The sequence below is a fragment of the Streptomyces sp. NBC_01296 genome (assembly GCF_035984415.1).
Lineage (GTDB): Bacteria > Actinomycetota > Actinomycetes > Streptomycetales > Streptomycetaceae > Streptomyces.
Genome location: NZ_CP130720.1, coordinates 6,378,805 through 6,405,353 on the forward strand (window position 1 = coordinate 6,378,805; position 26,549 = coordinate 6,405,353).

The 26,549-nt window shown below is 72.3% G+C and carries 23 protein-coding genes; 14 read left to right on the top strand and 9 right to left on the bottom strand.

All coding sequences use genetic code 11. From position 1 onward, the window contains the following. The first annotated feature begins 28 nt into the window (after positions 1-28). The gene (locus tag OG299_RS29055) at positions 29-391 is read left to right on the top strand and encodes a cupin domain-containing protein (RefSeq protein ID WP_266630352.1); all 363 of its coding nucleotides are present in this window, start codon (positions 29-31) and stop codon (positions 389-391) included. On the opposite strand, the gene OG299_RS29060 is transcribed toward OG299_RS29055, so the two are convergent. From OG299_RS29060 to OG299_RS29070, 3 genes are all read right to left on the bottom strand, one after another. Beyond that, on the bottom strand, positions 381-1,667 hold the full coding sequence (locus OG299_RS29060; RefSeq protein ID WP_266630353.1) for an MFS transporter: 1,287 nt from the start codon (positions 1,665-1,667) through the stop codon (positions 381-383). The two genes, OG299_RS29055 and OG299_RS29060, sit on opposite strands and share 11 nt — an antisense overlap. Before the next feature lie 186 nt (positions 1,668-1,853). Then, positions 1,854-2,426 (bottom strand): methylated-DNA--[protein]-cysteine S-methyltransferase, encoded by a 573-nt coding sequence (locus tag OG299_RS29065; RefSeq protein WP_327363075.1) that lies wholly within the window; start codon positions 2,424-2,426, stop codon positions 1,854-1,856. A 32-nt stretch (positions 2,427-2,458) separates the two neighbouring features. Continuing rightward, positions 2,459-3,397 (bottom strand): glycerophosphodiester phosphodiesterase, encoded by a 939-nt coding sequence (locus OG299_RS29070; protein WP_266630357.1) that lies wholly within the window; start codon positions 3,395-3,397, stop codon positions 2,459-2,461. A gap of 244 nt (positions 3,398-3,641) precedes the next feature. On the opposite strand from OG299_RS29070, the gene uvrB reads away from it, so the two are divergent. The 4 genes from uvrB (at position 3,642) to OG299_RS29090 (ending at position 9,786) form a co-directional block, all read left to right on the top strand. Next, positions 3,642-5,810, top strand: coding sequence for an excinuclease ABC subunit UvrB (gene uvrB, locus OG299_RS29075; RefSeq protein ID WP_327363076.1), 2,169 nt, complete (start codon positions 3,642-3,644; stop codon positions 5,808-5,810). 85 nt (positions 5,811-5,895) lie between these two features. Then, positions 5,896-6,474 (top strand): TerD family protein, encoded by a 579-nt coding sequence (locus OG299_RS29080; RefSeq protein WP_030292185.1) that lies wholly within the window; start codon positions 5,896-5,898, stop codon positions 6,472-6,474. Positions 6,475-6,561: 87 nt separating this feature from the next. Then, a complete protein-coding gene (locus OG299_RS29085; protein ID WP_327363077.1) occupies positions 6,562-8,583 on the top strand; it encodes a TerD family protein in 2,022 nt (673 codons plus the stop codon). A gap of 219 nt (positions 8,584-8,802) precedes the next feature. Next, positions 8,803-9,786: a TerC/Alx family metal homeostasis membrane protein gene (locus tag OG299_RS29090; protein ID WP_266630361.1), complete on the top strand. Its 984-nt coding sequence runs from the start codon at positions 8,803-8,805 to the stop codon at positions 9,784-9,786. A 20-nt stretch (positions 9,787-9,806) separates the two neighbouring features. Here OG299_RS29090 and OG299_RS29095 read toward each other — a convergent pair whose 3' ends face one another. The 3 genes from OG299_RS29095 to OG299_RS29105 form a co-directional block, all read right to left on the bottom strand. After that, positions 9,807-11,195: an MFS transporter gene (locus tag OG299_RS29095; RefSeq protein ID WP_406511925.1), complete on the bottom strand. Its 1,389-nt coding sequence runs from the start codon at positions 11,193-11,195 to the stop codon at positions 9,807-9,809. Between the two features lie 102 nt (positions 11,196-11,297). Continuing rightward, entirely contained in the window at positions 11,298-11,954 is a 657-nt protein-coding gene (locus OG299_RS29100) for an MBL fold metallo-hydrolase (RefSeq protein ID WP_266630362.1), read from the bottom strand. A gap of 9 nt (positions 11,955-11,963) precedes the next feature. Next, positions 11,964-12,662 (bottom strand): maleylpyruvate isomerase family mycothiol-dependent enzyme, encoded by a 699-nt coding sequence (locus OG299_RS29105; protein ID WP_266630363.1) that lies wholly within the window; start codon positions 12,660-12,662, stop codon positions 11,964-11,966. A 185-nt stretch (positions 12,663-12,847) separates the two neighbouring features. Between OG299_RS29105 and uvrA the strand changes: the two genes are divergently transcribed. Continuing rightward, a complete protein-coding gene (uvrA, locus tag OG299_RS29110) occupies positions 12,848-15,823 on the top strand; it encodes an excinuclease ABC subunit UvrA (RefSeq protein WP_327363078.1) in 2,976 nt (991 codons plus the stop codon). 70 nt (positions 15,824-15,893) lie between these two features. On the opposite strand, the gene OG299_RS29115 is transcribed toward uvrA, so the two are convergent. Next, positions 15,894-16,541 (bottom strand): NAD(P)-dependent oxidoreductase, encoded by a 648-nt coding sequence (locus tag OG299_RS29115; RefSeq protein ID WP_327363079.1) that lies wholly within the window; start codon positions 16,539-16,541, stop codon positions 15,894-15,896. Positions 16,542-16,604: 63 nt separating this feature from the next. Here OG299_RS29115 and OG299_RS29120 point away from each other — a divergent pair, with 63 nt between their 5' ends. Next, entirely contained in the window at positions 16,605-17,210 is a 606-nt protein-coding gene (locus OG299_RS29120) for a TetR/AcrR family transcriptional regulator (RefSeq protein WP_327363080.1), read from the top strand. On the opposite strand, the gene OG299_RS29125 is transcribed toward OG299_RS29120, so the two are convergent. Continuing rightward, positions 17,200-18,087, bottom strand: coding sequence for a carbohydrate kinase family protein (locus tag OG299_RS29125; RefSeq protein WP_327363081.1), 888 nt, complete (start codon positions 18,085-18,087; stop codon positions 17,200-17,202). The genes OG299_RS29120 and OG299_RS29125 overlap by 11 nt on opposite strands. A 135-nt stretch (positions 18,088-18,222) precedes the next feature. Here OG299_RS29125 and OG299_RS29130 point away from each other — a divergent pair, with 135 nt between their 5' ends. Further along, positions 18,223-18,654 carry a Rieske (2Fe-2S) protein gene (locus OG299_RS29130; protein ID WP_266630372.1) on the top strand — a complete coding sequence of 144 codons (432 nt, stop codon included), beginning with the start codon at positions 18,223-18,225 and terminating at the stop codon, positions 18,652-18,654. A 21-nt stretch (positions 18,655-18,675) separates the two neighbouring features. On the opposite strand, the gene OG299_RS29135 is transcribed toward OG299_RS29130, so the two are convergent. Beyond that, positions 18,676-19,605: a hypothetical protein gene (locus OG299_RS29135; RefSeq protein WP_327364610.1), complete on the bottom strand. Its 930-nt coding sequence runs from the start codon at positions 19,603-19,605 to the stop codon at positions 18,676-18,678. Positions 19,606-19,901: 296 nt separating this feature from the next. Here OG299_RS29135 and OG299_RS29140 point away from each other — a divergent pair, with 296 nt between their 5' ends. The 6 genes from OG299_RS29140 (at position 19,902) to whiA (ending at position 26,508) form a co-directional block, all read left to right on the top strand. After that, complete coding sequence (locus OG299_RS29140) at positions 19,902-20,546, top strand: papain-like cysteine protease family protein (protein WP_327363082.1); 645 nt, start codon at positions 19,902-19,904, stop codon at positions 20,544-20,546. After that, on the top strand, positions 20,543-21,322 hold the full coding sequence (locus OG299_RS29145) for a hypothetical protein (RefSeq protein WP_442817540.1): 780 nt from the start codon (positions 20,543-20,545) through the stop codon (positions 21,320-21,322). Before OG299_RS29140 ends, OG299_RS29145 begins: the two co-directional genes overlap by 4 nt. A gap of 128 nt (positions 21,323-21,450) precedes the next feature. Next, positions 21,451-23,487: an excinuclease ABC subunit UvrC gene (uvrC, locus tag OG299_RS29150; RefSeq protein WP_327363083.1), complete on the top strand. Its 2,037-nt coding sequence runs from the start codon at positions 21,451-21,453 to the stop codon at positions 23,485-23,487. Positions 23,488-23,519: 32 nt separating this feature from the next. Then, entirely contained in the window at positions 23,520-24,467 is a 948-nt protein-coding gene (gene rapZ, locus OG299_RS29155; protein WP_266633636.1) for an RNase adapter RapZ, read from the top strand. Then, a complete protein-coding gene (locus tag OG299_RS29160) occupies positions 24,464-25,528 on the top strand; it encodes a gluconeogenesis factor YvcK family protein (RefSeq protein ID WP_266630377.1) in 1,065 nt (354 codons plus the stop codon). Before rapZ ends, OG299_RS29160 begins: the two co-directional genes overlap by 4 nt. Further along, positions 25,519-26,508, top strand: a complete 990-nt coding sequence (gene whiA / locus OG299_RS29165; protein ID WP_030160342.1) for a DNA-binding protein WhiA — start codon at positions 25,519-25,521, stop codon at positions 26,506-26,508. The genes OG299_RS29160 and whiA overlap by 10 nt, the downstream gene beginning before the upstream one ends. Positions 26,509-26,549 lie beyond the last annotated feature (41 nt).

The following is a 26,549-nucleotide window of genomic DNA, read 5'->3' on the forward strand; positions in this document are numbered from 1 at the left end:
CCGGACGGCCGGATTAGGGTGACTCGGCATGAGCACCAGTGAGCACGGCCCCGCCTCGTTCGTCGTCTCCGTACCGGATGCCGAGCTGGAGGTGGAGGACCTCGATCCCGGCCAGATCCTCTCCGGCGAGCCCGTCGTGACGGGCAAGGTGCTGTGGGAGTCCCCCGACGGCAAGCAGCTGCGCGGCATCTGGCAGATCACCCCGGGCGTGGTGACCGACACCGAGGCGAACGAGCTGTTCGTCGTGGTCAGCGGCCGCGCCACCATCGAGGTCGAGGGCGGCGGGACCCTGGAGGTGGGCCCCGGCTCCGCCTGTGTGCTCCGGGAGGGCGACAAGACCACCTGGACCGTCCACGAGACGCTGCGCAAGGCCTACCACATCAGCTGTTAGCGGCAGCGGGATGACGGCGCCCGGTGAACAGGGCGAGCGCCGCCATCGGCAGCAGCAGGCCCGCGCCGATCACGTTCAGCCAGCCGTAGCCCGCGTGGGACATGACCAGGCCGGCGGCCGCGCCGCCCACGCCCGCGCAGGTGTTCATCGTGAGGTCGCTCAGACCCTGTACGGCGGCCCGCGCGGCCTGCGGCACCGAGTCGGTGAGCAGTGCCGAGCCGGACACCATGCCCGCGGACCAGCCCAGGCCGAGCAGGAACAGGCCGGCGGCGCTCTGCGCGTGGTCGGGTCCGGCGGTGCCGGCGAGCAGGGCCGCCAGCGACAGCAGCCCGGCCGCCAGGCCGATCACCGAGAGCCGGCCGACCCGGTCCGCGAGCCAGCCCATGACCGGCGAGAAGGCGAACATACCGGCGATGTGGCCGCTGATCACCAGACCGACGAGCTCCAGCCCGGCGCCGTGGTGGCCCAGGTCGACCGGGGTCATCACCATGATCGAGACCATGGTGGTGTGGGACACCGCGACGGTGACCAGGGCCAGCCGCGCCCGCGGGGAGGCCTTGACGGCCGCGAGCCCCGCGCGCAGCGAACGGCCCTCGCGGGTCTGCTCCTCGGGCCCGGCCAGCGCCCGGGCCGTCAGCAGCGGGTCCGGCCGCAGGAATACGCCGATCAGGGTGCCGGTGAGGACGAAGACGGCGCCGGCCCAGACGAAGGGGCCCGCCGTCTCGGGTATGGAGGTCCCGGCGAAGCTCCGGCTGGCCGGGGCGGAGAGGTTGGGACCGAGCACCGCGCCGAGGGTCGAGGCCCAGACGACGACGGCGACGGCCCGGGCCCGCCGGTCCGGGGCGGCGAGGTCGGCGGCCGCGAACCGGGCCTGGAGGTTGGCGGAGGAGGCCGCTCCGAAGGCGGCCATGCCGAGCATCAGCAGCGGGAAGCTCTTGATCGCGGTGGCGAGGACCACCAGGGCCGCACCGGCGGCGCCGATCCCGTACCCGAGGACCAGCCCCGGGCGGCGCCCGCGCGCGGTCATCAGGGCGGCGAGCGGCAGGGAGACGGCCGCGGTGCCGATCACCGCGGCGGTGGAGGCGAAGCCGGACAGCGACTCGGTGCCGCTGACCTGCGTCGCGAGGACCGGGGCCAGGGCGATGCTGATGGGCACGCCGAGGCCGCCCAGCATCTGGCTCGCGATCAGCACCCCCGAGGTGCGCCGCTGCAGCCTGGGCAGATCCGCCAGTCCGGCCGGCGGAGCGGGCCGGTCGGTGCCGGGGACGGCGGTCATGCCGCCCACCGCCGTCGCGGCGGCGCAGGGCGGTATACGGGCGCGGGGCGGCCGGAGGCGGTGGCAGTAGTCACCGCGGCAGTTTCGCACCCCTTACGGCCGGACGGAACGGGGGATGCACCCCCGCGCCTGCCGCCCGCGCCGGTGCCCCGGCCCGCGGCCCGGCCCGCGCACCCCGCCACCCCCTCAGAACAGCGGCTGCGGCAGGACGCCCTCCAGCGCCAGCAGGGACCGCTTGGTCTCCACCCCGCCGCCGAAACCGCCGATGCCCCCGTCGTTCTCCACGACCCGGTGGCAGGCCACCACCAGCGGCAGCGGGTTCGACCCCATGGCGTTGCCCACGGCCTGGGCCGCGCCCGGCTGTCCGACGCGGGCCGCGAGCTCCCCGTACCCCACGACCGCCCCGTACGACACCGAGCGGTCCAGCTCCTGGAGCACCTGCCGGTTGAAGCCGGAGCTGAGCCGCCAGTCCAGCGGCAGGTCGAAGCGCTTGAGCGAGCCCGCGAAGTAGGCGGTCAGCTGGCGTATCGGCTCGGCCAGCAGCACCTCCTCGCCCGGCGGCGGGCGCCAGGCGTCGGCGCCGAGCCGGGAGACGAGGGAGCCGATCATCTTCTCGACCCGGCCCGGACCGGCATGGAACTCGACCCGGACCAGCCCCTGCGGGGTCGCGGCCAGGAGCAGGGGCCCGCCGATGGCGCTTTCGCCGGGGACGACGGTCCATTCGAGGTGCGGCCCGCGGGGCCGCTCGGTGCTGTCCACCCCTCCACCGTACGGGGAGGGTCCGACACCCCCTAGTACACGAAGACCCCGAGCACCGCCTGCTGCACGACGTCCGGGGTGTTGGTGATGATCCCGTCCACGCCCATCCCCTGCACCTTCCGGGCCGTCGCCGCGTCGTCCACGATCCAGGTGTCCACCTCCATCTTCTTGCCGTGGGCGCCCAGCAGGCCGTGCACCGCCGCCACCCAGTCGGCCGAGATGGTGGTGTGCCACGGGTTGATCCGGTCCGTGAACTCGGCGTACTTCGGCAGGTCGGCGACGGTCGGGGTGCCCAGGAAGGCGGTCACGAGGTCCGGGCGCATGCCGTGGACGATGCGTACGGAGTCGGCGCTGAAGCTCTGCACGACCAGGCGGCGCTGCACGTGGTCCGCGTCGAGCCAGCCCGCCTCGTCCAGCACCTGCAGCGTCTCCTGCTCGATCCCGGGGTACAGCTCGGGCTTCTTGATCTCCAGCAGCAGCCGCTGCCGGTTGCGGTCCACCCGGGCGAGGTACTCCCGCAGGGTCGGGATCCGGGCGCCCGTGAACTGCGGTCCGAACCAGCTGCCCGCGTCGAGCGTGGCGATCTCCGCCGCCGTGAAGTCCTTGACCGGCCAGGGCTTGCGATCGGGGAACACCTGCTCGACGTCGGTGGTGCGGGCCAGGGTGTCGTCGTGGACCACGACCAGCTCCCCGTCCCTGGTGCGCTGGACGTCGTTCTCGACCCAGTCGAAGCCCAGCCGCATCGCGAGGTCGATCGCCTCGAGGGTGTTCTCCGGTGCGTACGCCGAAGCCCCCCGGTGGGCGTACACGACGGGGCCCAGCAGCCCCGTCGCGCCGGTGGCGCCGGCGGGGGAGGCCGGGGAAGCGGGGGAGGAGGGGCCGGTGGCGGCGGACGAGGTCGTCCCGCCCAGGACGGTCAGGGTGAAGCCCAGGAATGCGGCGGCGGCCGCGGCGGCGGGTCGGACGTACATGTGCGTTCTCCTCGGTTCGGAGCCCTGTTCCTGCGTCAGACGCGTGCGGAATGGCAGACGTTGCGGCGATGCACTACACGGGGGACCTCTACGGCGATCATGCGGTTGATGATCACGGGGCCGCCACCGAACTACGACAAACGGACCAGAAAGGAGGACTTCCGCCCCGCCCGCCGGACCTGGCGCGGCGCCCGGGACCGCGCGCGGCTGCGTGAGTGTCAGTGGCGGGTCGTACGGTGGACTCATGCGGCCCGTATCGAAGATCGAACGCACGGTGGCGCCTTTCGAGGTGCTCAGCCCCTACCAGCCCAGCGGCGACCAGCCGGCGGCCATCGCCGAGCTGGAAAAGCGCATCCGTGCAGGTGAGAAGGATGTCGTCCTGCTGGGTGCGACCGGCACCGGCAAGTCGGCGACCACCGCCTGGATGATCGAGAAGCTCCAGCGCCCGACCCTCGTGATGGCGCCGAACAAGACCCTCGCCGCCCAGCTGGCGAACGAGTTCCGCGAGCTCCTGCCGAACAACGCCGTCGAGTACTTCGTCTCGTACTACGACTACTACCAGCCCGAGGCGTACGTTCCGCAGTCGGACACCTACATCGAGAAGGACTCCTCGATCAACGAGGAGGTGGAGCGGCTGCGCCACTCCGCGACCAACTCGCTGCTCACCCGGCGCGACGTGATCGTCGTGGCGTCCGTGTCCTGTATCTACGGCCTCGGCACCCCGCAGGAGTACGTCGACCGGATGGTCCCCCTCAAGGTCGGCGAGGAGATGGACCGGGACCAGCTGCTGCGCCGCTTCGTCGACATCCAGTACACGCGCAACGACGTGGCCTTCACCCGCGGCACCTTCCGCGTGCGCGGGGACACCATCGAGATCTTCCCGGTCTACGAGGAACTGGCCGTCCGCATCGAGATGTTCGGCGACGAGATCGAGGCCCTGTCCACCCTGCACCCGCTGACCGGCGAGGTCATCAGCGAGGACCGCGAGCTGTACGTCTTCCCCGCCAGCCACTACGTCGCCGGCCCCGAGCGCATGGAGAAGGCGGTCGCCGGCATCGAGAAGGAGCTCGCGGAGCGCCTCGCCGAGCTGGAGAAGCAGGGCAAGATGCTGGAGGCGCAGCGGCTGCGCATGCGCACCACGTACGACCTGGAGATGATGCGCCAGATCGGGTCCTGCTCCGGCATCGAGAACTACTCGCTGCACATGGACGACCGCGAGCGCGGCTCCGCGCCCAACACCCTCATCGACTACTTCCCCGAGGACTTCCTCCTCGTCATCGACGAGTCGCACGTCACGGTGCCGCAGATCGGTGCGATGTACGAGGGCGACGCCTCGCGCAAGCGGACCCTGGTCGACCACGGCTTCCGGCTGCCCTCCGCCCTCGACAACCGGCCGCTGAAGTGGGAGGAGTTCCAGGAGCGGATCGGCCAGACGGTCTACCTGTCGGCGACCCCGGGCAAGTACGAGCTCTCCCGCGGCGACGGCTTCGTCGAGCAGATCATCCGCCCCACCGGGCTCATCGACCCCGAGGTCGTGGTCAAGCCCACCGAGGGGCAGATCGACGACCTGGTCCACGAGATCCGGCAGCGGGTGGAGAAGGACGAGCGCGTCCTGGTCGCCACCCTCACCAAGAAGATGGCCGAGGACCTCACGGACTACTTCCTGGAGCTCGGCATCCAGGTCCGCTACCTGCACAGCGACGTCGACACCCTGCGCCGCATCGAGCTGCTGCGCGAGCTGCGCGCTGGCGAGTACGACGTCCTGGTCGGCATCAACCTGCTGCGCGAGGGCCTCGACCTGCCCGAGGTGTCGCTGGTGGCGATCCTCGACGCCGACAAGCAGGGCTTCCTGCGCTCGGGGACCTCCCTGATCCAGACCATCGGCCGCGCGGCGCGCAACGTGTCGGGCCAGGTCCACATGTACGCGGACAGCATCACCCCGGCGATGGCGCAGGCGATCGACGAGACCAACCGCCGCCGGGAGAAGCAGGTCGCCTACAACACGGCGAACGGGATCGACCCGCAGCCGCTGCGCAAGAAGATCAACGACATCGTCGCCACCATCGCCCGCGAGGAACTGGACACCGAGGAGCTCCTCGGCACCGGGTACCGCCAGGGGAAGGACGGCAAGGGCGCCAAGGCGCCCGTGCCTTCGCTCGGCGTGGTCAAGGCGGGCCAGGTCACCGTGGGCGGCAAGGGGGTCAAGGGAGCCAAGGCGGCCAAGGCGGCCAAGGCGGCCGCGTCGCTGACGGACCGTCCGGCCGAGGAACTGGCCGCGCTCATCGAGCAGATGACGGAGCGGATGCGGGGAGCGGCGGCCGAGCTCCAGTTCGAGGTCGCGGCCCGGATCCGGGACGAGGTGGGCGAGCTGAAGAAGGAGCTGCGGCAGATGAAGGAAGCGGGCCTCGCCTGACCCGGGGCCGGTCAGTAGGGTTGGCAGCAGCCGCAGGTACATGTGCGCACCCACATCGGGGGCGGGCTAGGAGAGGGGACAGCGCGTGACGGTCAACATGACCAAGGGTCAGGCCATCAGTCTGCAGAAGCAGGACGGGGGCACCCTGACCGCGGTCCGGATGGGCCTCGGCTGGCAGGCGGCCAAGCGCCGCGGGCTGTTCGGCTCGCGGACCCGGGAGATCGACCTGGACGCGTCGGCGGTGCTCTTCGCCGACAAGCAGCCGGTGGACGTGGTGTTCTTCCGGCACCTGCAGAGCGACGACGGCTCGGTCCGGCACACCGGTGACAACCTCGTCGGCGGCGCCGGCCAGGGCGGCGACGACGAGTCGATCCTCGTCGACCTCCAGCGCGTGCCCGTGCACATCGACCAGATCGTCTTCACGGTGAACTCGTTCACCGGCCAGACGTTCCAGGAGGTGCAGAACGCGTTCTGCCGCATCGTCGACGAGACCAACGGCCAGGAGCTGGCCCGCTACACCCTGGACGGCGGCGGGCAGTACACCGCGCAGATCATGGCGAAGGTGTCGCGCGCCGGCAGCGGCTGGCAGATGACGGCCCTCGGCAACCCCGCCAACGGCCGCACCTTCCAGGACCTGATGCCGGCGATCCTGCCGCACCTGTAAGCCGTACGGCACCACCGCCTTACGGCACCACTGCAGTACGGCAGAGCACCGGAACAGAAGAGCAAGGGCGCGGGGGAGGGCTGCACGATGACGGCCGAACTGGTCCGGGGGCAGAACCACCCCCTGTCCCGGACGCAGGTGGAGATCAGGGTCTCGGCGGGCACGCCCGTCCTGGCCCTGGCCTCGGCCTGCGATGACGCGGGCCGGCTGGCCGGCCCCGAGTCGGTGGCCCACCCCGGTGCCCGGAACCTGCCCGGACTGGAGGTGCCGGGGGCCGTGGCGGGCGAGCACCGCTTCGCCGTCGACCTCGATGCCGTCGCACCGTCCGTGCACCGGCTCGGCGTGGTGCTCGTCCTGCCGCCCGGCGGACCGGTGCGCTTCGGCGCGGCCCCCGCCTCGTACGTGGCCGTGGCCGAGCCGGAGGGCGCCGAGCTCGCCGGGTACACCGTCACCGGGCTGGAGTCCGAGACCGCCGTGGTGGCCCTCGAGCTCTACCGGCGCCAGGGCGCCTGGAAGGTCCGCGCCGTGGGCCAGGGGTACGCCGACGGGCTCGGCGCGCTGCTCGCCGACGCCGGACTGGGCGCACCGGCCGCCCTCGCGCTCGCCGCGGCGGTCGTGGGAGCGGCCGCGCGGGACGAGGCCACGCGGGAGCCCGCGCCCACCGTGTCCCTGCCCGCCGCGCCCCTGCGCCCCGGGGCCGTCCCCGGGGCTCCGCTCGGCCGCCCGGAACCGCAGGACGCGGCTTCGGCCGTGCCCGCCCCGGCGGCCCCCGAGCAGCCGGAGCCGGCCCCGGTGCCGGTCTCCGGAGCCCCGTACCCCGGTATGCCCGGCGCCCCGCCCGGGGACTGCGGCGACGGCCCGCCGACGCTGAGCGCGCCCACCCTCAGCTACGTGCACCCGCGCCGGCGCCGCAGCACCACCGAGCCGCCCGAACCGGCGCCGCAGCCCGCCGCGCCCGCGCAGCCCGGCCGGCCGCCCGTGCCCGTCGCCGGCGACGCCGCCGGCTGGTCCATGGACGAGCGGCTCTACAACCAGGTCTGGGGCATGTTCGAGGACCTGGCCCGCTCGGTGGCCGCCTACCGCAGCGCCTGCGACTTCGCCGAGTCCCGGATGGACCGTGAGCTCGACGAGGCGCTGTCCGACCCCCGCCACCGCCTCGGAGGCTCCGGCAACGCCGCCCGCGACGAGGCCCGGGCCCGCCACGACGAGCTCGTCGACCAGGCCAAGGCCGTGCTCGACCGGGACCTCGCCCAGCTGATCGCCGAGTCCGAGGTGGTCGAGCCCGCGCTGCCGGCCCCGTACGCCCGCTGGGCCAACCCCGTCTGGCACGGGCACGGGGTCCCCGAGGAGGCCCCGATGGCCCTGCGCCTCGGCGACCTGCACCTGCCCGAGCGGCCCGACCTGCGCATCCCCATGCTCGTGCGGCTCCCGCTCGAGCGCGGGCTGTGGATCGACAACGGCCGCACCGGCTCCGAGGCCGCCATGACGATGGACACCGACCGGCTGCGCCGGGCCGCCATGGACATGGCCGTCGCCCATGCGGTCCGGCTGCTCGCGGTCCACCCCGGGGACCGGTTCTCCGTGCACGTCATCGACGCTGCCGGGGCGGGGGCCGCCTCCCTGGCGCCGCTCGTCGCGGCCGGGGCGCTGGCCGGCCCGCCCGCTGCCGGGGCCGCCGGGGTCACCCGGACCCTGGCCGAGCTGACCCGGCGGGTGGACCTCGTACAGATGGCCGTGCGGGCCGGGGCGCCCGAGGAGCTGCCGCCCGATGTGGACACCGCCGACCAGCTGCTGATCGTGCACGACTTCCCGCACGGCTTCGACGACCGGGCCGTCACCCGGCTGCGCTACCTGGCCGACGAGGGTCCGGCGGTCGGCGTGCACCTGCTGATGGTGGCGGACCGCGACGAGGCCTCGGCGTACGGGCCGCTGCTCGACCCGCTGTGGCGCTCGCTGATGCGGCTGTCGCCGGTGCCGGACAACCACCTCGCCGACCCGTGGGTCGGCCACGCCTGGACCTTCGAGCCGGACCTGCCGCCGCAGGGCAGCCGGGTCCTGGAGCAGACCCTGGACCGGATCGCCGCGACCCGGCGCAATGCCCGCCCATGACCGATCCTTGGGCTTCTCTTTACCTTTTCGGGCTCTGGCGGGTAACCTGGGCGCGCGGAGGGGAGTATTCCTGCTTTCCTGCTACGGCGTACCCGTCAATACGGACCAGTCGGTCCCGGGGCGCCGGCCCACGGCCTCCAGGCCGCCCGGGCGGAAGAGACCTCCGGCAGCGATGACGCTGACATGTGTGCTGAGCCATCTGCCGGAGGCGAATAAGCAGTGGATGTTTCGTTGACCCTCTGGGTGCTGACCATTCTCGGTCTGAGCATCCTCATCGGCGCCGATTTCTTCATCGGCCGCAAGCCCCATGACGTGTCGGTGAAGGAAGCCGGCATATGGACGGTCGTCTGGATCGTCCTCGCCGTGCTCTTCGGCCTCGGACTGATGTTCTTCGGCAACAGCCAGGCCTCCCAGGAGTTCTTCGCCGGCTTCATCACCGAGAAGTCCCTGAGCGTGGACAACCTGTTCGTGTTCGTCCTGATCATGGCCAAGTTCGCGGTGCCCTCCCAGCTCCAGCAGCGCGTGCTGCTGGTGGGCGTGCTGATCGCCCTGGTGCTCCGCGCGATCTTCATCGCCGCCGGCGCCGCGATCATCACCAACTTCTCGTGGGTCTTCTACATCTTCGGCGCGTTCCTCATCTACACGGCCTGGAAGCTGATCCAGGAGGCGCGCCAGGACGAGGACGAGGAGGAGTTCGAGGAGAACCGCCTCCTCAAGTCCATCGAGAGCAAGTTCGGCGTCGCCGACCAGTACCACGGCACCAAGCTCTTCATCCGGAACAACGGCAAGCGGATCCTGACCCCGCTGATGATCGTGATGCTGGCCATCGGCACCACCGACGTGCTGTTCGCCCTGGACTCGATCCCCGCGATCTTCGGCCTCACGCAGGACCCGTACATCGTCTTCACGGCCAACGCCTTCGCCCTGATGGGACTGCGCCAGCTGTACTTCCTCATCGGCGGCCTGCTCAAGAAGCTGGTCCACCTCAGCTACGGCCTGTCCGTCATCCTCGGCTTCATCGGCATCAAGCTGGTGCTGCACGCCCTCCACGAGTCCGGCGTGCACGTCCCGCAGATCTCCATCCCGGTCTCCCTGGGCGTCATCTGCGGTGTCCTCGTGATCACCACGATCACCAGCCTGATGGCCTCGAAGAAGCAGGCGGCCGCCGAGGCCGCCGCCCGCTCGGAGAGCATCGACGCGTAGGGCCCCACGGCCCCGAGGGGCTACGCGGGGGCGGCCGCTTCGGCCGCCCCCGTTCCCGTACCCGCGCCCGACGCGGTACCCGGGCCGGTCGTCCGGGCCCGCACGACCGTCGGGTTCGTCTCCGGGAGCAGCGCGAAGCAGACCAGGCTGAGCAGCGCGATCGCGCTCAGGTACACGGCCACGCCCCACGGCGGACCGGAACCGTCCGCCAGCGCCGTCGCCACGATCGGGGTCAGCGCGCCGCCCAGCACCCCGCCCAGGTTGTAGCCCACGGCCGCGCCCGTGCAGCGGATCCGCGGGGCGTACAGCTCCGGCAGGTACGCGCCCACCACGGCGAACATCGTCACCATGCCCAGCAGCCCGCCGAAGCAGCCCACCGTCATCAGCAGCGGGTCCCCGGTGCGCAGCAACGCGATGAACGGGAACATCCACACCAGGCAGAGCGCGCAGCCGACCAGGCACAGCGGCCGCCGGCCGTGGCGGTCGCCGAGCACCGCCATCACCGGGGTCATCAGGCCCTTGAGCGCGACGGCCGCCATGATGCAGGCCAGCATCACCGTGCGGTCCACGCGCAGGTGCTCGGTCGCGTACGCGAGGGACCAGGTGGTGACGGCGTAGAAGACCGCGTACCCGACGGACAGGGCCCCGCCGGTCAGCAGGAGCAGCCGCCAGTGCCCGCGCACCACCTCGGACAGCGGCGCGTCGGAGCGCCGGCCGGTCTCGGCGAGGGCGCGGAACTGCGGGGTCTCCTCCACCGAGCGGCGCAGCCACAGCCCGGCGAGGGCCAGTACGCCCGCCGCCCAGAACGGGACGCGCCAGCCCCAGGAGGCGAACTGCCCGTCGGTCAGCGTCGCCGACAGGGTGAGGGTCATGCCGTTCGCCAGCAGGAAGCCCACCGCCGGGCCGGCCTGCGGGAAGCTCGCCCACAGCCCGCGCTGCTGCTCGGGGGCGTGCTCGGCGGTCAGCAGGACCGCGCCGCCCCACTCGCCGCCGAGGCCGAGCCCCTGCAGGAAGCGCAGCACCAGCAGCAGGAGGGGCGCCGCCATGCCGATCGTCGCGTACGTCGGCACGCAGCCGACCGCCACCGTGGCGAGGCCCGTGAGCAGCAGGGAGGCGAGCAGGACCGGGCGCCGCCCGTAGCGGTCGCCGATGTGGCCGAAGAGCACCGAGCCCAGCGGGCGGGCGAGGAAGCCGACGCCGAAGGTGCCGAAGGCGGCGAGGGTCCCGGCGAGCGGGGAGAAGGACGGGAAGAACAGCGGGCCGAGCACGAGGGCGGCGGCCGTCCCGTAGACGAAGAAGTCGTAGAACTCGATGGCCGTTCCGGCGAGCGAGGCCGAGGCCAGCCGCAGCATCGAGGGGGAACGGGGAACGACGGGGAGAGGGAGGGCGGGGGAGGGGTCTTGTTGCATGGTGCAGCAATTACCCCGCCCCACACCCCAGGACGTGCGTTCGGTCATCTTCGACCGGAAGGAGTGCTTCCTGTCGCGGTGTTGACCGGGACCGGGCGGGTGTTACCAGCCGCGCTCGCGCCATTCGGCCAGGTGCGGCCGCTCCGCGCCGAGCGTGGTGTCGTTGCCGTGCCCCGGGTAGACCCAGGTCTCGTCCGACAGCTGCCCGAAGAGCTTCGTCTCCACGTCGTCGATGAGGTTGACGAAGGCCTTCGGGTCGCCCCCGGTGTTGCCGACGCCGCCCGGGAAGAGGCAGTCCCCGGTGAACACGTGCGCGTGCCCGTGCGGGTCGTCGTAGATCAGGGCGATCGAGCCGGGGGTGTGCCCGACCAGGTGGCGGGCGGTCAGCTCGACCCGCCCCACCTTGATCGTGTCCCCGTCCGCCACGGGCACGTCGGTGGCCACCGGGATGCCCTCGGCGTCGTCGGCGCCCGCGTAGGTACGCGCGCCGGTCGCATCGACCACGGCCTGGAGGGCGCCCCAGTGGTCGCCGTGCCGGTGCGTCGTGACGACGGACGCGATGCCGTCGTCGCCGATCAGGTGCAGCAGGGTCGCCGGCTCCGCGGCCGCGTCGATCAGCAGCTGCTCGTCGGTGGCCCGGCAGCGCAGCAGGTACGCGTTGTTGTTCATGGGGCCCACCGCGACCTTGGAAATCATCAGGTCCGGGAGTTCGTGCACGTCGGCCGGACCGCCGACCTTGACCGCTCCGCTGTACGTCATGTCCTGATCCTAAAGCGGGGGGAGCGTCGGGAGGAGGCCGCCCACGACAGTGAGGTGTGCGCCCCTGTCGGCGCGCCCGGCCAGCCAGCCGAGGAGCTCGGCCCCGGTGCCGACCAGGGTGACCGGCCCGCCCTCGGTGCCGCCGGTGTGCCACGTGGAACCGCTGCCGTCGCCCTCGACCTGCAGGGTCACCGGGGGCACCTCGGGGCGCCCGGCCCAGCGGTCGGCGAGGAAGGCGATCTCGCGCCCGGTGAACTCCTCCGGGAGGTCGGAGAGCTCGTAGCCGATGTTCAGGTCGACGTGGTGCAGCTCGACCTCGACGAGCCGGCGGAAGGGTACGTTCGCGGCCAGGTCGGTGACCCCGTTCCGCAGCTCGACTGTGCGCGACCAGTCCTGGTCCTGCGCGGTCTGCGCCAGGAAGCCGGCGTGGGTCTCGCGCACGTCGGCGAGCTGGACGTCCAGCGGGCGCGGGGCGTCGCGCTCGATGTCGGCGTCGCGGGCCTCGGCGCTCGGGTACATCGGGCGGCCCGCGAAGACGTTGACGAGGGCGTCCGCGTTGCGCGCGAGGTGGGCCAGCACGTGGCCGCGGGTCCAGCCCGGGAGGTGTGACTCCTCGGCGAGGGCGGCGTTGTCCAGTTTCGCGACCGCGGTCAGCAGTCGGTCCGTGGCTTCACGTACAGATTGCAGGTCGTGCACATGATCAGTCATGGATCCGAGCCTAGTGCCGAGCCGCCCCGGCCACACGAACGGGTGAAGCCGTCCGGGGAGTGCCGTAAATCGAATGCGCGTGCTATACGCTCGAAGTCCAAGCTCTCTTCCCCGTTGCAGAGGCGCCCCCCATACCCTGGGACGGGGGCCCGTGCCCCGCTCTCTCAAGAAAGGTGCGGACCGGCGTGACCGACCGTCTCATCGTTCGTGGCGCTCGCGAGCACAACCTCAAGAACGTCTCGCTCGACCTGCCCCGCGACTCACTCATCGTCTTCACCGGACTCTCCGGTTCGGGCAAGTCCTCCCTGGCCTTCGATACGATCTTCGCCGAGGGCCAGCGCCGCTACGTCGAGTCGCTCTCGTCGTACGCCCGCCAGTTCCTGGGCCAGATGGACAAGCCCGACGTGGACTTCATCGAGGGGCTCTCGCCGGCCGTCTCGATCGACCAGAAGTCGACCTCGCGCAATCCGCGCTCGACGGTCGGCACCATCACCGAGGTCTACGACTACCTCCGCCTGCTCTTCGCGCGCATCGGCAAGCCCCACTGCCCCGAGTGCCGCCGCCCCATCTCGCGCCAGTCGCCGCAGGCGATCGTCGACAAGGTGCTCGCGCTCCCCGAGGGCAGCCGCTTCCAGGTGCTCTCGCCGCTGGTGCGCGAGCGCAAGGGCGAGTTCGTCGACCTCTTCTCCGACCTCCAGACCAAGGGCTACAGCCGGGCGCGGGTGGACGGGGAGACCATCCAGCTCTCCGAGCCGCCCACGCTGAAGAAGCAGGAGAAGCACACGATCGAGGTGGTCATCGACCGCCTCACCGTCAAGGACAGCGCCAAGCGCCGGCTCACCGACTCCGTGGAGACCGCCCTCGGGCTCTCCGGCGGCATGGTGATCCTGGACTTCGTCGACCTCGCCGAGGACGACCCCGAGCGTGAGCGGATGTACTCCGAGCACCTCTACTGCCCGTACGACGACCTGTCGTTCGAGGAGCTGGAGCCGCGCTCCTTCTCCTTCAACTCCCCCTTCGGCGCCTGCCCCGAGTGCACCGGCATCGGTACGCGCATGGAGGTGGACCCGGAGCTGATCGTCCCCGACGAGGACAAGTCCCTGGACGAGGGCGCGGTCTCCCCGTGGTCCCTCGGCCACACCAAGGACTACTTCCAGCGGCTGATCGGCGCGCTCGCCGGCGAGCTGGGCTTCCGTACGGACATCCCGTGGGCCGGGCTGCCGCAGCGGGCGAAGAAGGCCCTGCTGTACGGGCACAAGACGCAGATCGAGGTCCGCTACCGCAACCGGTACGGGCGGGAGCGGGCGTACACGACGGCCTTCGAGGGCGCCGTGCCGTTCGTCAAGCGCCGGCACTCCGAGTCCGAGAGCGACGCCAGCCGCGAGCGCTTCGAGGGCTACATGCGCGAGGTGCCCTGCCCGACGTGTGAGGGCACCCGGCTCAAGCCGATCGTGCTCGCGGTGACGGTGATGGAGAAGTCCATCGCCGAGGTCGCCGCGATGTCGATCAGCGAGTGCGCGGACTTCCTCGGGCGGATGAAGCTCGACGCCCGCGACAAGAAGATCGCCGAGCGGGTCCTGAAGGAGGTCAACGAGCGGCTCCGCTTCCTCGTCGACGTCGGCCTGGACTACCTCTCGCTGAACCGCGCCGCCGGCACCCTGTCGGGCGGCGAGGCCCAGCGCATCCGCCTCGCCACCCAGATCGGCTCCGGCCTGGTGGGCGTGCTGTACGTGCTGGACGAGCCCTCCATCGGGCTGCACCAGCGGGACAACCACCGGCTGATCGAGACGCTGGTGCGGCTGCGGGACATGGGCAACACCCTGATCGTGGTCGAGCACGACGAGGACACCATCAAGGTGGCCGACTGGGTCGTGGACATCGGCCCGGGCGCCGGCGAGCACGGCGGCAGGGTCGTGCACAGCGGCTCGCTGAAGGAGCTGCTGAAGAACGGCGACTCGATGACCGGGCAGTACCTGTCCGGCAAGCGGTCCATCGCGGTGCCGGACATCCGCCGGCCCGTCAACGGGGACCGGAAGCTGACCGTCCACGGCGCCAAGGAGAACAACCTGCGGGACATCGACGTGTCCTTCCCGCTGGGCGTGCTCACGGCGGTGACGGGCGTGTCGGGTTCGGGCAAGTCGACGCTGGTCAACGACATCCTGTACACGCACCTGGCGCGCGAGCTGAACGGCGCCCGGTCGGTGCCGGGACGGCACACGCGGGTGGACGGGGACGACCTCGTCGACAAGGTCGTGCACGTCGACCAGTCGCCGATCGGCCGGACCCCGCGGTCGAACCCGGCGACGTACACGGGCGTCTTCGACCACGTGCGCAAGCTCTTCGCGGAGACGATGGAGGCGAAGGTGCGCGGCTACCTGCCGGGCCGCTTCTCCTTCAACGTGAAGGGCGGCCGGTGCGAGAACTGCTCCGGCGACGGCACCATCAAGATCGAGATGAACTTCCTGCCGGACGTGTACGTCCCGTGCGAGGTCTGCCACGGCGACCGGTACAACCGGGAGACGCTGGAGGTCCACTACAAGGGCAAGTCCATCGCCGAGGTCCTGAACATGCCGATCGAGGAGGCGCTGGGCTTCTTCGAGGCGGTGCCGACGATCGCACGGCACCTGCGGACGCTGAACGAGGTGGGGCTGGGGTACGTCCGGCTCGGCCAGTCGGCGCCGACGCTGTCGGGCGGTGAGGCGCAGCGCGTGAAGCTGGCGTCGGAGCTGCAGAAGCGGTCGACGGGGCGGACGGTGTACGTGCTGGACGAGCCGACGACGGGTCTGCACTTCGAGGACATCTCGAAGCTGATCAAGGTGCTGTCGGGGCTGGTGGACAAGGGCAACTCGGTGATCGTCATCGAGCACAACCTGGACGTCATCAAGACCGCGGACTGGGTCATCGACATGGGCCCGGAGGGTGGTTACGGGGGCGGTCTGGTGGTTGCCGAGGGCACGCCGGAGCAGATCGCTTCGGTGGGCGCGAGCCACACGGGCAAGTTCCTGCGGGACATCCTGGGGGCGGAGCGGGTCTCTGATGCCGCGTCGCTCGTGACCCCGCCGAAGAAGGCCGCCGTGAAGCGGACGGCCGCCAAGAAGACGGCGGCCCCGGCGAAGAAGGCCGCCGCCAAGAAGACGACGGCCCGGGCCCGCAAGGCCTGACCGCTGCACGAAGGGTCCCGGTCGCGCCGGCCGGTGCCCTCCCTGCGGGGCTGAAATCAGCCCCGCAGGGTCAGGACGCTACGCCCACGGCCTGGTGGCTTGTCGACGGGTCCGTCAGGGACGCCAGGAGGGCGTCCGCGACATCTGCGCGGGAGATCGTGCGCGCGTTCGGGACATTGGCGCCGATGACCCGGCGGTAGCCGGTGCGCGGCTTGTTCAGGAGGCGCGGCGGGCGGATCACCGTCCACTCGGTGCCGCTCGCCCGGATCGTCGCCTCCATGGCCGCCAGGTCCGCGTACAGATCGCGCAGGGCCCGGCGCAGCAGGGGGAGGAAGATCCTCCGGGCCACGAACCCGTCGGTGGCGACGTCCGGCCCGACCGGCGCCGCGCTCACCGCCGCGAGGCGGCTCACCCCCGCCCGGTCCATCGCCGATACGACGGCCCGCAGCGCCGGCCCGGTGACCGGCGCGAGCCGGGCCTGCTTGTTGCTCGCCGAGCCCAGGGCGGAGATCACCGCCGACCGGCCTGCGAGGGCCGGGACCAGCGCGTCCTCGTCCGTCAGATCGCGCACCACGGCCACCTGGAGGCGGTCGTGCGCGGGCACGCCCAGCCGGGCGGGGTCGCGGACCACTGCCGTCACCTCGTGACCCGCATCGAGGGCCTGCCGCACGACCTCGCGCCCGACACCGCCCGTGGCTCCGAACACCGTCAGTTTCATCGCCGGCTCCCGTCCATGGGTGGGTGAGTATTTACTCACCCCTTCTTCCGCTAGGGTGAGTGAATGCTCACCCCGAAGTCAAGCCGGCCCACGCCCGAGCGGCTCCTCGACGCCGCCGAGAAGCTCATGCGCACCATCGGGCTCGCCAACACCACCACCAAGGCCATCGCCCGCGAGGCCGGCTGCTCGGAGGCCGCGCTCTACAAGCACTACGCGAACAAGGAGGAGCTCTTCGTGCGCGTCCTCATGGAGCGCACCCCCAACGCCGGGCCGCTCATGGCCGAGCTCGCCGGCGACCACGACGAGCGCTCCGTGGAGGAGGCGCTCACCGCGATCGCCCGCCACGCCTCGCTCTTCTACGCCGACGCCATGCCCATGGCCGCCTCGCTGTTCGCCGAGCCCGCCCTGCTGACCCGGCACCGGGAGGGCGTCCAGGAGATCGGCACCGGCCCCCACGTCGTACGCGACGCACTGACCGGCCGGCTGCGCCGCGAGCTCGAGCGGGGGCGACTGCGCCCCGACGCCGATCCGCAGGCGGCGGCCGAGCTGCTGCTCGGCGCCTGCTTCCAGCGGGCCTTCTTCCTGCACTTCTCCGGCCCGGAGGTGGTCCGGCCCGTCGAGGAGTTCGCCCCCTCCGTGGCCCGGACCCTGTGGGCCGCTATCCGCTGAGCTCCGCGGCGTACGGCGGTTCCGCGCCCGCCCGGGTGCAGGTCAGCGCCGCCGCGTGGGCCGCGTAGGCCAGGACGCCGGGCCAGTCCACCGGGCCGCCGGCCGGGTCCGCCGGTCCCGACAGGCGGTGCAGCAGGGCCGCGTTGACCGTGTCGCCCGCGCCGATCGTGTCCGCCACGGCGACCCGGCGGGCCGGCGCCGTGTGCTCCGTACCCTCCCGGGTCCGGACCGTCAGCCCCTGCGCACCCCGGGTCAGCACCACCGCCGAGGGCCCCGCCGCCAGCCAGTCCGAGACCCGGCCGCCCAGCCACCGGGCGTCCTCCTCCGACAGCTTGAGGACGGACACGTACGGCAGCCAGCCCAGGAACCGGGCGCGGTACGCCGCCGGATCCGCGATCAGCGCCGGGCGGATGTTGGGGTCCAGGAGAGTCAGCACCCCGCGCCCGGACTCCCGGCGCAGCAGGGCCTCGTACGCGCTCGCGCCCGGCTCCAGAGCGAGGGAGCAGGTGCCGAGCGCCAGGGCCCGGGTGTCCGCGGGGAGCGCCTCGGGCAGGGTGAACAGCCGGTCGGCCGTGCCCTCCACGTAGAAGCCGTACGCCGCCGAGCCGTCCGGGGCCAGCGAGGGCACGGCGAGGGTGGTGGGCTCCGGTCCGCGCTGGACCAGCGAGAGGTCCACCCCGGCCGCATGCAGCCCGGCGAGGAGGCCCTCGCCGAAGCCGTCCGTCGAGACCCGGGAGCAGAAGGCGACGTCCGCACCGAGCCGGCCCAGCGCGAGGGCGGTGTTGTACGGCCCGCCGCCCGGCCGCGGCACGAGCGCGCCCGGCGGCTGCGCCACGGGCACGAGGTCGATCAGGGCTTCTCCACCGACGACGATCACGCGGGGGAAGGTATCCCATCGGGCGGCGGAACCGGGCAGCGGTATCGTCGGGGGGCCCGGCAGGCGCAGCTGAACCATCAGAACCAGCAGCACCGCCGGAACCACCTGCATTACCCCTCAGGCCAGGAGAACCGCATGTCCGCGTCGCAGTCCGCCGCCCGCCGAACCGTGCTCAAGGGCGCCGCCGCGATCGTCGGAGCCGTCGGCGGCGGGACGGCGCTCGCGGCCTGCTCCCCCGAGAGCAACAGCGGCTCCGGCTCCCCGGCGGTCCCGGCCGCACCGGTGGAGCTCGGCGCCGTCTCCGAGGTCCCGGTGGGCGGGTCGAAGCTGTTCCGGGAGAAGAAGCTGGTCGTCAGCTGCCCGGCGGAGGGCCAGTACAAGGCGTTCAGCGCCCAGTGCACGCACGCCGGCTGCGTCCTGGACAAGATCGACGACGGCGAGGGCAACTGCCCCTGCCACGGCAGCCGCTTCGACGTGACGACCGGCAAGGTACTGCGCGGCCCGGCCACCGACCCGCTGCCCGCCGTCCCCGTCAAGGCCGAGGGCGGCAAGCTCATCGCGGGCTGAGCCGGAGAACCACGACACCCCCTACGCCCAGTCCCAGGCGATCCCCAGCAAGCCGCGCCGCACCCCCGGCTCCACCAGGTGCACGGCCCGGTGGCGCCCGCTCGGCGTCAGGTCCGCCAGCCCGCTGCGCGGCGCCCCCGGTCCGGACCGGCTGAACCGCCGACAGCGCACCGGCAGCGCCGCCTCGTCGAAGCGGACCTGGAGCACGTACTGCCCGCCGCTGTAGCTGAACCCGCGGACGTACTCGGTGCAGCGGCCGCCGGTCCCGTCCTCGAAGCCGTACCCGAAGACGTACGTGTCCCCGGCGCGCAGCCGGGCGTCGAAGAGCAGCTCGGCGACCAGCACCTCGGCTTCGCGGTGCCAGCGGACGCGTCCGGTCCGGCAGTTCTCGTCCGCCCGGACGCGGACCCCGGCCGGGTCGCAGCCGGGGTCGCCGTGGTGGACGGCGAGGTACCGGTCTACCCCGTCGCGGTGGGCCCGTACGACATGCTGCGATGCGCGGCCCAGCAGCTCGCCGCCCGCGCCGATCCACACCCGCTCGTGGTGACCGACGGTGTGCAGGCCGCCGTCGGCGGGCAGCTCCATGCCGGCCAGCAGCCCCTCGACGGCCGCGCCGACGCTGACCAGGGCCCGGTACGAGCGGGCCGGCGGGCGGACCGCCTCGGGCCCGGCGCCCTCCGGAGCGGCCAGCAGCCGCAGCAGGGTGCCCTCGGGCAGTTCCAGGATCTGTTCCAGGGCCCGTACGGCCTTCAGGGACTCGGGGCGGCGCGGCCGGCGGGCGCCCTGCTGCCAGTAACTGAGGCTGGTCACGCCGAGCTTGATGCCGCGGGCCGCGAGGTGGTGCTGGACGCGGTGCAGGGGCAGGCCGCGGGCGGTGAGGGCGGCGCGCAGCGCGAGATGGAAGGGGCCGGCGCGCAGCAGCTGCCCCAGCTCCTGAGTGCCGGCGTGCAGGCCGCCCTGAGCGCTCTGCTGCGGGCTCTCCCCGGTCGACCGCACGACGGCTCCTCCTGTGAACGTTCACGCACGGTGGGGCGGGAGGGCTCGCCGGTGGCGCCCGGGGTCCAGGTGAAAGGACGGCAGTCGTTCACACGGCCGCCCCGCCGTTCACACTGCAATGTCACGGCGTATTGAAGCCTGTTGACCTGATCGCGACAACACCCTGATGCTCGGCAGCAGCGTCCGGACGCGCTCCTCCATCCCCACCCTCCCCGGCCCCACCGGGGAGATCCCCACACGGGAGGAACGCGATGCGCAACCGAAACCGGCGGCGGCTTTCCCTGGCCGCCGTCCTCACCGCCGTGCTCTTCGCCCTGCCCACCGCCACCGCCACCGCCACCGCCACTGCCACTGCCACCGCCACCGCCGGTGCCGGTGCCGGTGCAGGAACCGATGCCGCCACCGGCTCCGCCCTGGCGTACAAGCGCCTGAACATCACCATGCAGGCCCAGCAGAAGACCAACTGGTGCTGGGCCGCGAGCGGCAACACCATCGCCACCTGGTTCGGCCGCAACTACACTCAGAACCAGTTCTGCAACGCCGCCTTCAACCGTCAGCAGGGCTACGACTGCCCCAACAACCAGGCCACCCTCGGCAACGTCCAGACCGCCCTGAACTGGGCCGGCATCAACTCCGGCTCGTACGTGAACGGCTGGCTCCGCTACACCACCGTGCAGAGCGAGATCGACGCGAACCGGCCGGTCGAGACCCGGATCCAGTGGTCCGACGGCGGCGGCCACATGCACGTCATCTACGGCTACGACACCGCCGACAGCTGGATCTACTGGGGCGATCCGTGGCCGTCGAGCGACCGCTACAACTGGGCCTCGCACGCCTGGTACGTGGACAACAGCACCTTCTCCTGGACCCACTCGCTCTACCGGATCGGGGCGTGAGCGCCATGACGAAGCTCGTCGCCGCCGCGGTTCTCGCCGCGGCCGCCGTCCTCGTGGCGGCCCCGCAGGCCTCGGCGGCCCCCGTACCGCAACCGCAGTCCGTCACCGCCGAGACCAGGGCCGCAGCCGCGCAGGCGGCCACCGCCCCCGACACCCTGGCCACGCTCTCCCGCTTCTTCGCCCGCGAGGGCAAGGTCGCGCCGGATGCGGCCCGGCCGCGGATCGAGGGCGAGGCCATACCGGTCAGCTACCTGTCCCCGGATTTCGTGGCGGGCAAGGCCGGCGCGTCCGTGGCCCGGCTGGAGTTCCTCGCCAGCAAGGCGGTCTCGGCGGACGGGCAGCAGGCCGCGCTGTGGACCGCCCGGACGGAGGCGGGGTGGCAGGTCGTGAACATCGCCACCGGAGACGACGAATTCCGCTACGCGCAGATGGGCTCCGCGAAGCTGCCGGGCGGGACGGTGTTCCGGGAACCGCAGATCGACGCGTGGTACGTGGCCGGGGGGAGTCGGGTGCTGCCGCTGGACGAGGACGCCGAGCGCGCCGTCGGGGCGGGGGGTACCAGCCTCGCCGCGTACCGGGCGCGGGTGACGCGGGCGTACGGGGACAAGCTGCCGGGGTCGGCGTACGCGGAAGGGGGCAAGGCCGGGGGGTACGCGGCGGGCGCCGCCGCCTCGGGCGCACCGGCAGCGGCCGGGGCCGTCGCGGGCGGTCTTGCGCTCGGGGCGCTCGGGGTGGTCGCCGTGCGGCGGTCGCGGCGGGGCCGCGCCGTGGCCTGACCCCTCGGGTTCGCGCCCGCCGGGGCGCGGCCGGCGGGACCCGGGCGGCCCGCCGGCCGCCCGGGCCCTGCGGCTGGGGTGGGCACGGTGTACGGGGGTTGTCGGTGGGCGGAAGTAGGGTGGTTGGCATGGCCGACCCTTCCAGCTACCGTCCCGCGCCGGGGCAGATTCCCGACTCCCCGGGGGTCTACCGATTCCGCGACGAGCACCGCCGGGTGATCTACGTCGGGAAGGCCAAGAGCCTGCGGCAGCGGCTGGCCAACTACTTCCAGGACCTCGCCGGGCTGCACCCCCGTACCGCCACCATGGTGACCACGGCCGCCTCCGTCGAGTGGACCGTCGTCTCCACCGAGGTCGAGGCGCTGCAGCTCGAGTACTCCTGGATCAAGGAGTACGACCCCCGGTTCAACGTCAAGTACCGGGACGACAAGAGCTACCCCTCCCTCGCCGTGACCATGAACGAGGAGTATCCGAGGGTTCAGGTCATGCGGGGGCCCAAGAAGAAGGGCGTGCGGTACTTCGGGCCTTATGGGCATGCCTGGGCGATTCGCGAGACCGTCGACCTCATGTTGAGGGTGTTCCCCGTGCGGACCTGCTCCGCCGGGGTGTTCAAGCGCTCCGCGCAGATCGGCCGGCCCTGCCTGCTCGGCTACATCGGCAAGTGCTCCGCACCCTGCGTCGGCCGGGTCACCCCCGAGGAGCACCGCGAACTCGCCGAGGACTTCTGCGACTTCATGGCGGGACGGACCGGGACGTACCTCTCCCGGCTCGAGCGGCAGATGCACGAGGCCGCCGAGGAGATGGAGTACGAGAAGGCCGCCCGGCTGCGCGACGACATAGGAGCGCTGCGCCGGGCCATGGAGAAGAACGCCGTCGTCCTCGCCGATGCCACGGACGCCGATCTCATCGCCGTCGCCGAGGACGAGCTCGAGGCGGCCGTGCAGATCTTCCACGTCCGCGGCGGGCGCGTGCGCGGGCAGCGCGGCTGGGTCACCGACAAGGTGGAGGCCGTCGACACCGCCGGGCTGGTCGAGCACGCCCTCCAGCAGCTCTACGGGGAGGAGAGCGGCGAGGCCGTCCCCAAGGAGGTGCTCGTTCCGGCGCTGCCCGAGGACGCGCCCGCGCTGGGCGAATGGCTCGCGGAGCGGCGTGGTTCCCTGGTCAGCCTGCGCATTCCGCAGCGCGGGGACAAGAAGGCGCTGATGGAGACCGTCCACCGCAACGCGCAGCAGTCCCTGGCCCTGCACAAGACCAAGCGCGCCAGCGACCTCACCACCCGCTCCCGGGCCCTGGAGGAGATCGCCGAGGCCCTCGAGCTGGACGGCGCGCCGCTGCGCATCGAGTGCTTCGACATCTCGCACCTCCAGGGCGACGACGTGGTGGCCTCGATGGTCGTCTTCGAGGACGGGCTGGCGCGCAAGAGCGAGTACCGGCGCTTCCAGATCAAGTCGTTCGAGGGGCAGGACGACGTCCGGTCCATGCACGAGGTGGTGTCCCGGCGCTTCCGCCGGTACCTCCAGGAGAAGCTGAAGACGGGGGAGTGGTCCCCGGAGGACGGGGAGGACCCCCTCGCCGAGGACGACGGGCGGCCCAGGCGCTTCGCCTACCCGCCCCAGCTCGTCGTGGTCGACGGCGGGCAGCCGCAGGTGGCCGCCGCGAAGCGGGCCCTGGAGGAGCTCGGCATCGACGACGTGGCCGTGTGCGGGCTGGCCAAGCGGCTGGAGGAGGTCTGGCTGCCCGGCGAGGACGACCCGGTCGTGCTGCCCCGCACCAGCGAGGGCCTCTACCTGCTCCAGCGGGTACGTGACGAAGCCCACCGGTTCGCCATCCAGTACCAGCGGAACAAGCGCGGAAAACGGCTCAAGGCGGGCCCGCTCGACGAGGTGCCCGGTCTCGGGGAAAGCCGCAGGCAGGCCCTGGTCAAGCACTTCGGTTCGGTGAAAAAGCTGAGACAGGCGACAATCGACCAGATCTGCGAGGTCCCGGGCATAGGCCGCAAGACGGCCGAGACCGTGGCCGCGGCGCTCGCCCGGTCGGTTCCCGCCGGTCCTGCCGTCAACACGGCGACAGGAGAGATCATTGAGGATGAGACCCCGCCCCCGCGGGTGGGGGCACCTCCCAGCGGCAGCTGGGAGACATCGTCCGAACGGGGGACCGAGCAATGACCGAGCGCGAGACCGAGCAGACGACCGACGAGATGACCGACCACACGACCGAGCACGACCGAGACGGAGCACAGGTGAGTACGGGCACGACAGCGGAGCCCGGCGATACCGCCGAGGCGGCCATCCCCGAGCTGGTGATCATCTCCGGGATGTCCGGGGCCGGCCGCAGTACGGCGGCCAAGTGTCTGGAGGACCTCGGCTGGTTCGTCGTCGACAACCTCCCGCCGGCGCTGATCCCCACCATGGTGGAGCTCGGTGCCCGCTCGCAGGGCAACGTGGCGCGCATCGCCGTCGTCGTCGACGTCCGCGGCCGGCAGTTCTTCGACGCCCTGCGCGAGTCCCTCTCCGACCTCGACAGCAAGGGCGTCACCCGGCGCATCGTCTTCCTGGAGTCCTCCGACGACGCTCTGGTCCGCCGCTTCGAATCGGTCCGCCGCCCGCACCCCCTCCAGGGCGACGGCCGCATCACCGACGGCATCGCCGCCGAGCGCGACCTGCTGCGCGAGCTGCGCGGCGACGCCGACCTGGTCATCGACACCTCCAGCCTGAACGTGCACGAGCTGCGCGCGAAGATGGACGCCCAGTTCGCGGGCGACGAGGAGCCCGAGCTGCGGGCGACCGTCATGTCCTTCGGCTACAAGTACGGTCTCCCCGTCGACGCCGACCTCGTCGTCGACTGCCGCTTCATCCCGAACCCGCACTGGGTGCCCGAGCTGCGGCCCTTCACAGGCCTCAACCCGGAGGTCTCGGGCTACGTCTTCAGCCAGCCCGGCGCCAAGGAGTTCCTCGACCGGTACACCGAGCTGCTCCAGCTCATCGCCACCGGCTACCGCCGCGAGGGCAAGCGGTACGTGACCATCGCGGTCGGCTGCACGGGCGGCAAGCACCGCAGTGTGGCCATGTCCGAGAAGCTCGCCGCCCGCCTCGCCTCCGAGGGAGTCGAGACCGTCGTAGTCCACCGGGACATGGGGCGCGAGTGACCGCACGGACCCCGCGGCTGAGCCGCCTGCGCCGCCTCACCCCCGGACGGGGCGAGGACGGCGCGGGCCGCTCCGGCCGCTCCGGCCGCCGGCGCGGAGCCACCCCCAAGGTGGTGGCGCTCGGCGGCGGCCAGGGCCTGTCGGCCTCCCTCGCCGCCCTGCGCCGCATCACCGGTGACCTCACCGCGGTGGTCACCGTCGCCGACGACGGCGGCTCCAGCGGCCGTCTGCGCGAGGAGCTCGGCGTGCTGCCGCCCGGCGACCTGCGCAAGGCGCTGGCCGCGCTGTGCGGGGACGACGACTGGGGCCAGACCTGGGCCCGGGTCATCCAGCACCGCTTCCAGTCCGAGGGAGATCTGCACGGGCACGCGGTCGGCAACCTGCTGATCGTGGCCCTGTGGGAGCAGCTCGGCGACCCCGTCCAGGCCCTCGACCTGGTCGGGAAGCTGCTGGGCGCGCAGGGCCGGGTGCTGCCGATGTCGGCGGTGCCGCTGGAGCTGCAGGCGCTGGTCCGCGGCCACGACCCCGCCCGCCCCGGCGAGGTCGACACCGTCCGGGGGCAGGCCACGGTGGCCACCACCCCCGGCGAGGTGCTCTCCGTGCAGGTCGTGCCCGGCGATCCGCCGGCCGTGCCGGAGGCCGTCGCGGCGGTCCTGGACGCCGACTGGGTGGTGCTCGGTCCGGGATCCTGGTTCTCCTCCGTGATCCCGCACCTGCTGGTGCCGGAACTGCTCGACGCGCTGATCGAGACCAAGGCCCGGCGGGTCCTCTCGCTGAACCTCGCGCCGCAGCCCGGTGAAACAGAGGGCTTCTCTCCGCAGCGTCATTTGGAGGTTTTGGCCCGACACGCCCCTAAACTCGCCCTGGACGTGGTGCTGGCCGACGAGGCCGCCGTGCCCGACCGCGAGTCCCTCGCCGATGCCGCAAAACGGTTCGGTGCCGCGGTCGAGCTGGCGCCGGTGGCCAGGGAAGACGGCTCTCCGAAGCATGATCCGGAGCTGCTCGCCGCCGCGTACGACCGTATTTTTCGGATGCATGGAAGGATCGGCCCATGGCGATGACGCCTGCGGTGAAGGATGAGATCTCCCGCCTGCCCGTCACCCGGACCTGCTGCAGGAAGGCGGAGGTCTCGGCGATCCTTCGGTTCGCGGGCGGGCTGCACCTGGTGAGCGGCCGCATCGTCATCGAGGCGGAGCTGGACACCGGGATCGCCGCCAGACGCCTGCGCAAGGACATCCTGGAGATCTTCGGCCATTCCTCGGACCTGGTGGTCATGGCTCCCGGCGGCCTGCGCCGCGGCAGCCGCTACGTCGTCCGGGTCGTGGCCGGCGGTGACCAGCTGGCGCGCCAGACGGGCCTCGTGGACGGCCGCGGCCGCCCCATCCGCGGGCTGCCCCCGCAGGTGGTCTCCGGGGCCACCTGCGACGCCGAGGCGGCCTGGCGCGGCGCCTTCCTGGCCCACGGCTCGCTCACCGAGCCGGGCCGGTCCTCCTCCCTGGAGGTGACCTGCCCCGGTCCGGAGGCCGCCCTGGCCCTGGTGGGCGCCGCCCGCCGGCTCTCCATCGCCGCCAAGGCGCGCGAGGTGCGCGGAGTGGACCGGGTCGTGGTCCGCGACGGCGACGCCATCGGCGCCCTGCTCACCCGGCTCGGCGCCCACGAGTCGGTGCTGGCCTGGGAGGAGCGGCGGATGCGGCGCGAGGTGCGCGCCACCGCCAACCGCCTCGCCAACTTCGACGACGCCAACCTGCGCCGCTCGGCGCGGGCCGCGGTGGCCGCCGGAGCCCGCGTCCAGCGTGCCCTGGAGATCCTCGGGGAAGAGGTGCCCGAGCACCTCGCCGCGGCCGGCCGGCTGCGCATGGAACACAAGCAGGCCTCCCTGGAGGAGCTGGGTGCGCTCGCCGACCCGCCGCTGACCAAGGACGCGGTCGCGGGCCGGATCCGCCGCCTGCTGGCGATGGCCGACAAGCGGGCCCAGGACCTCGGCATCCCGGGCACCGAGTCGAACCTCAGCGAGGACCTGGCCGACAACATGGCCGGCTAGCCGCGCCTCGTCCCGTAGGCCGCGTCCCGTAGGCCACAAAG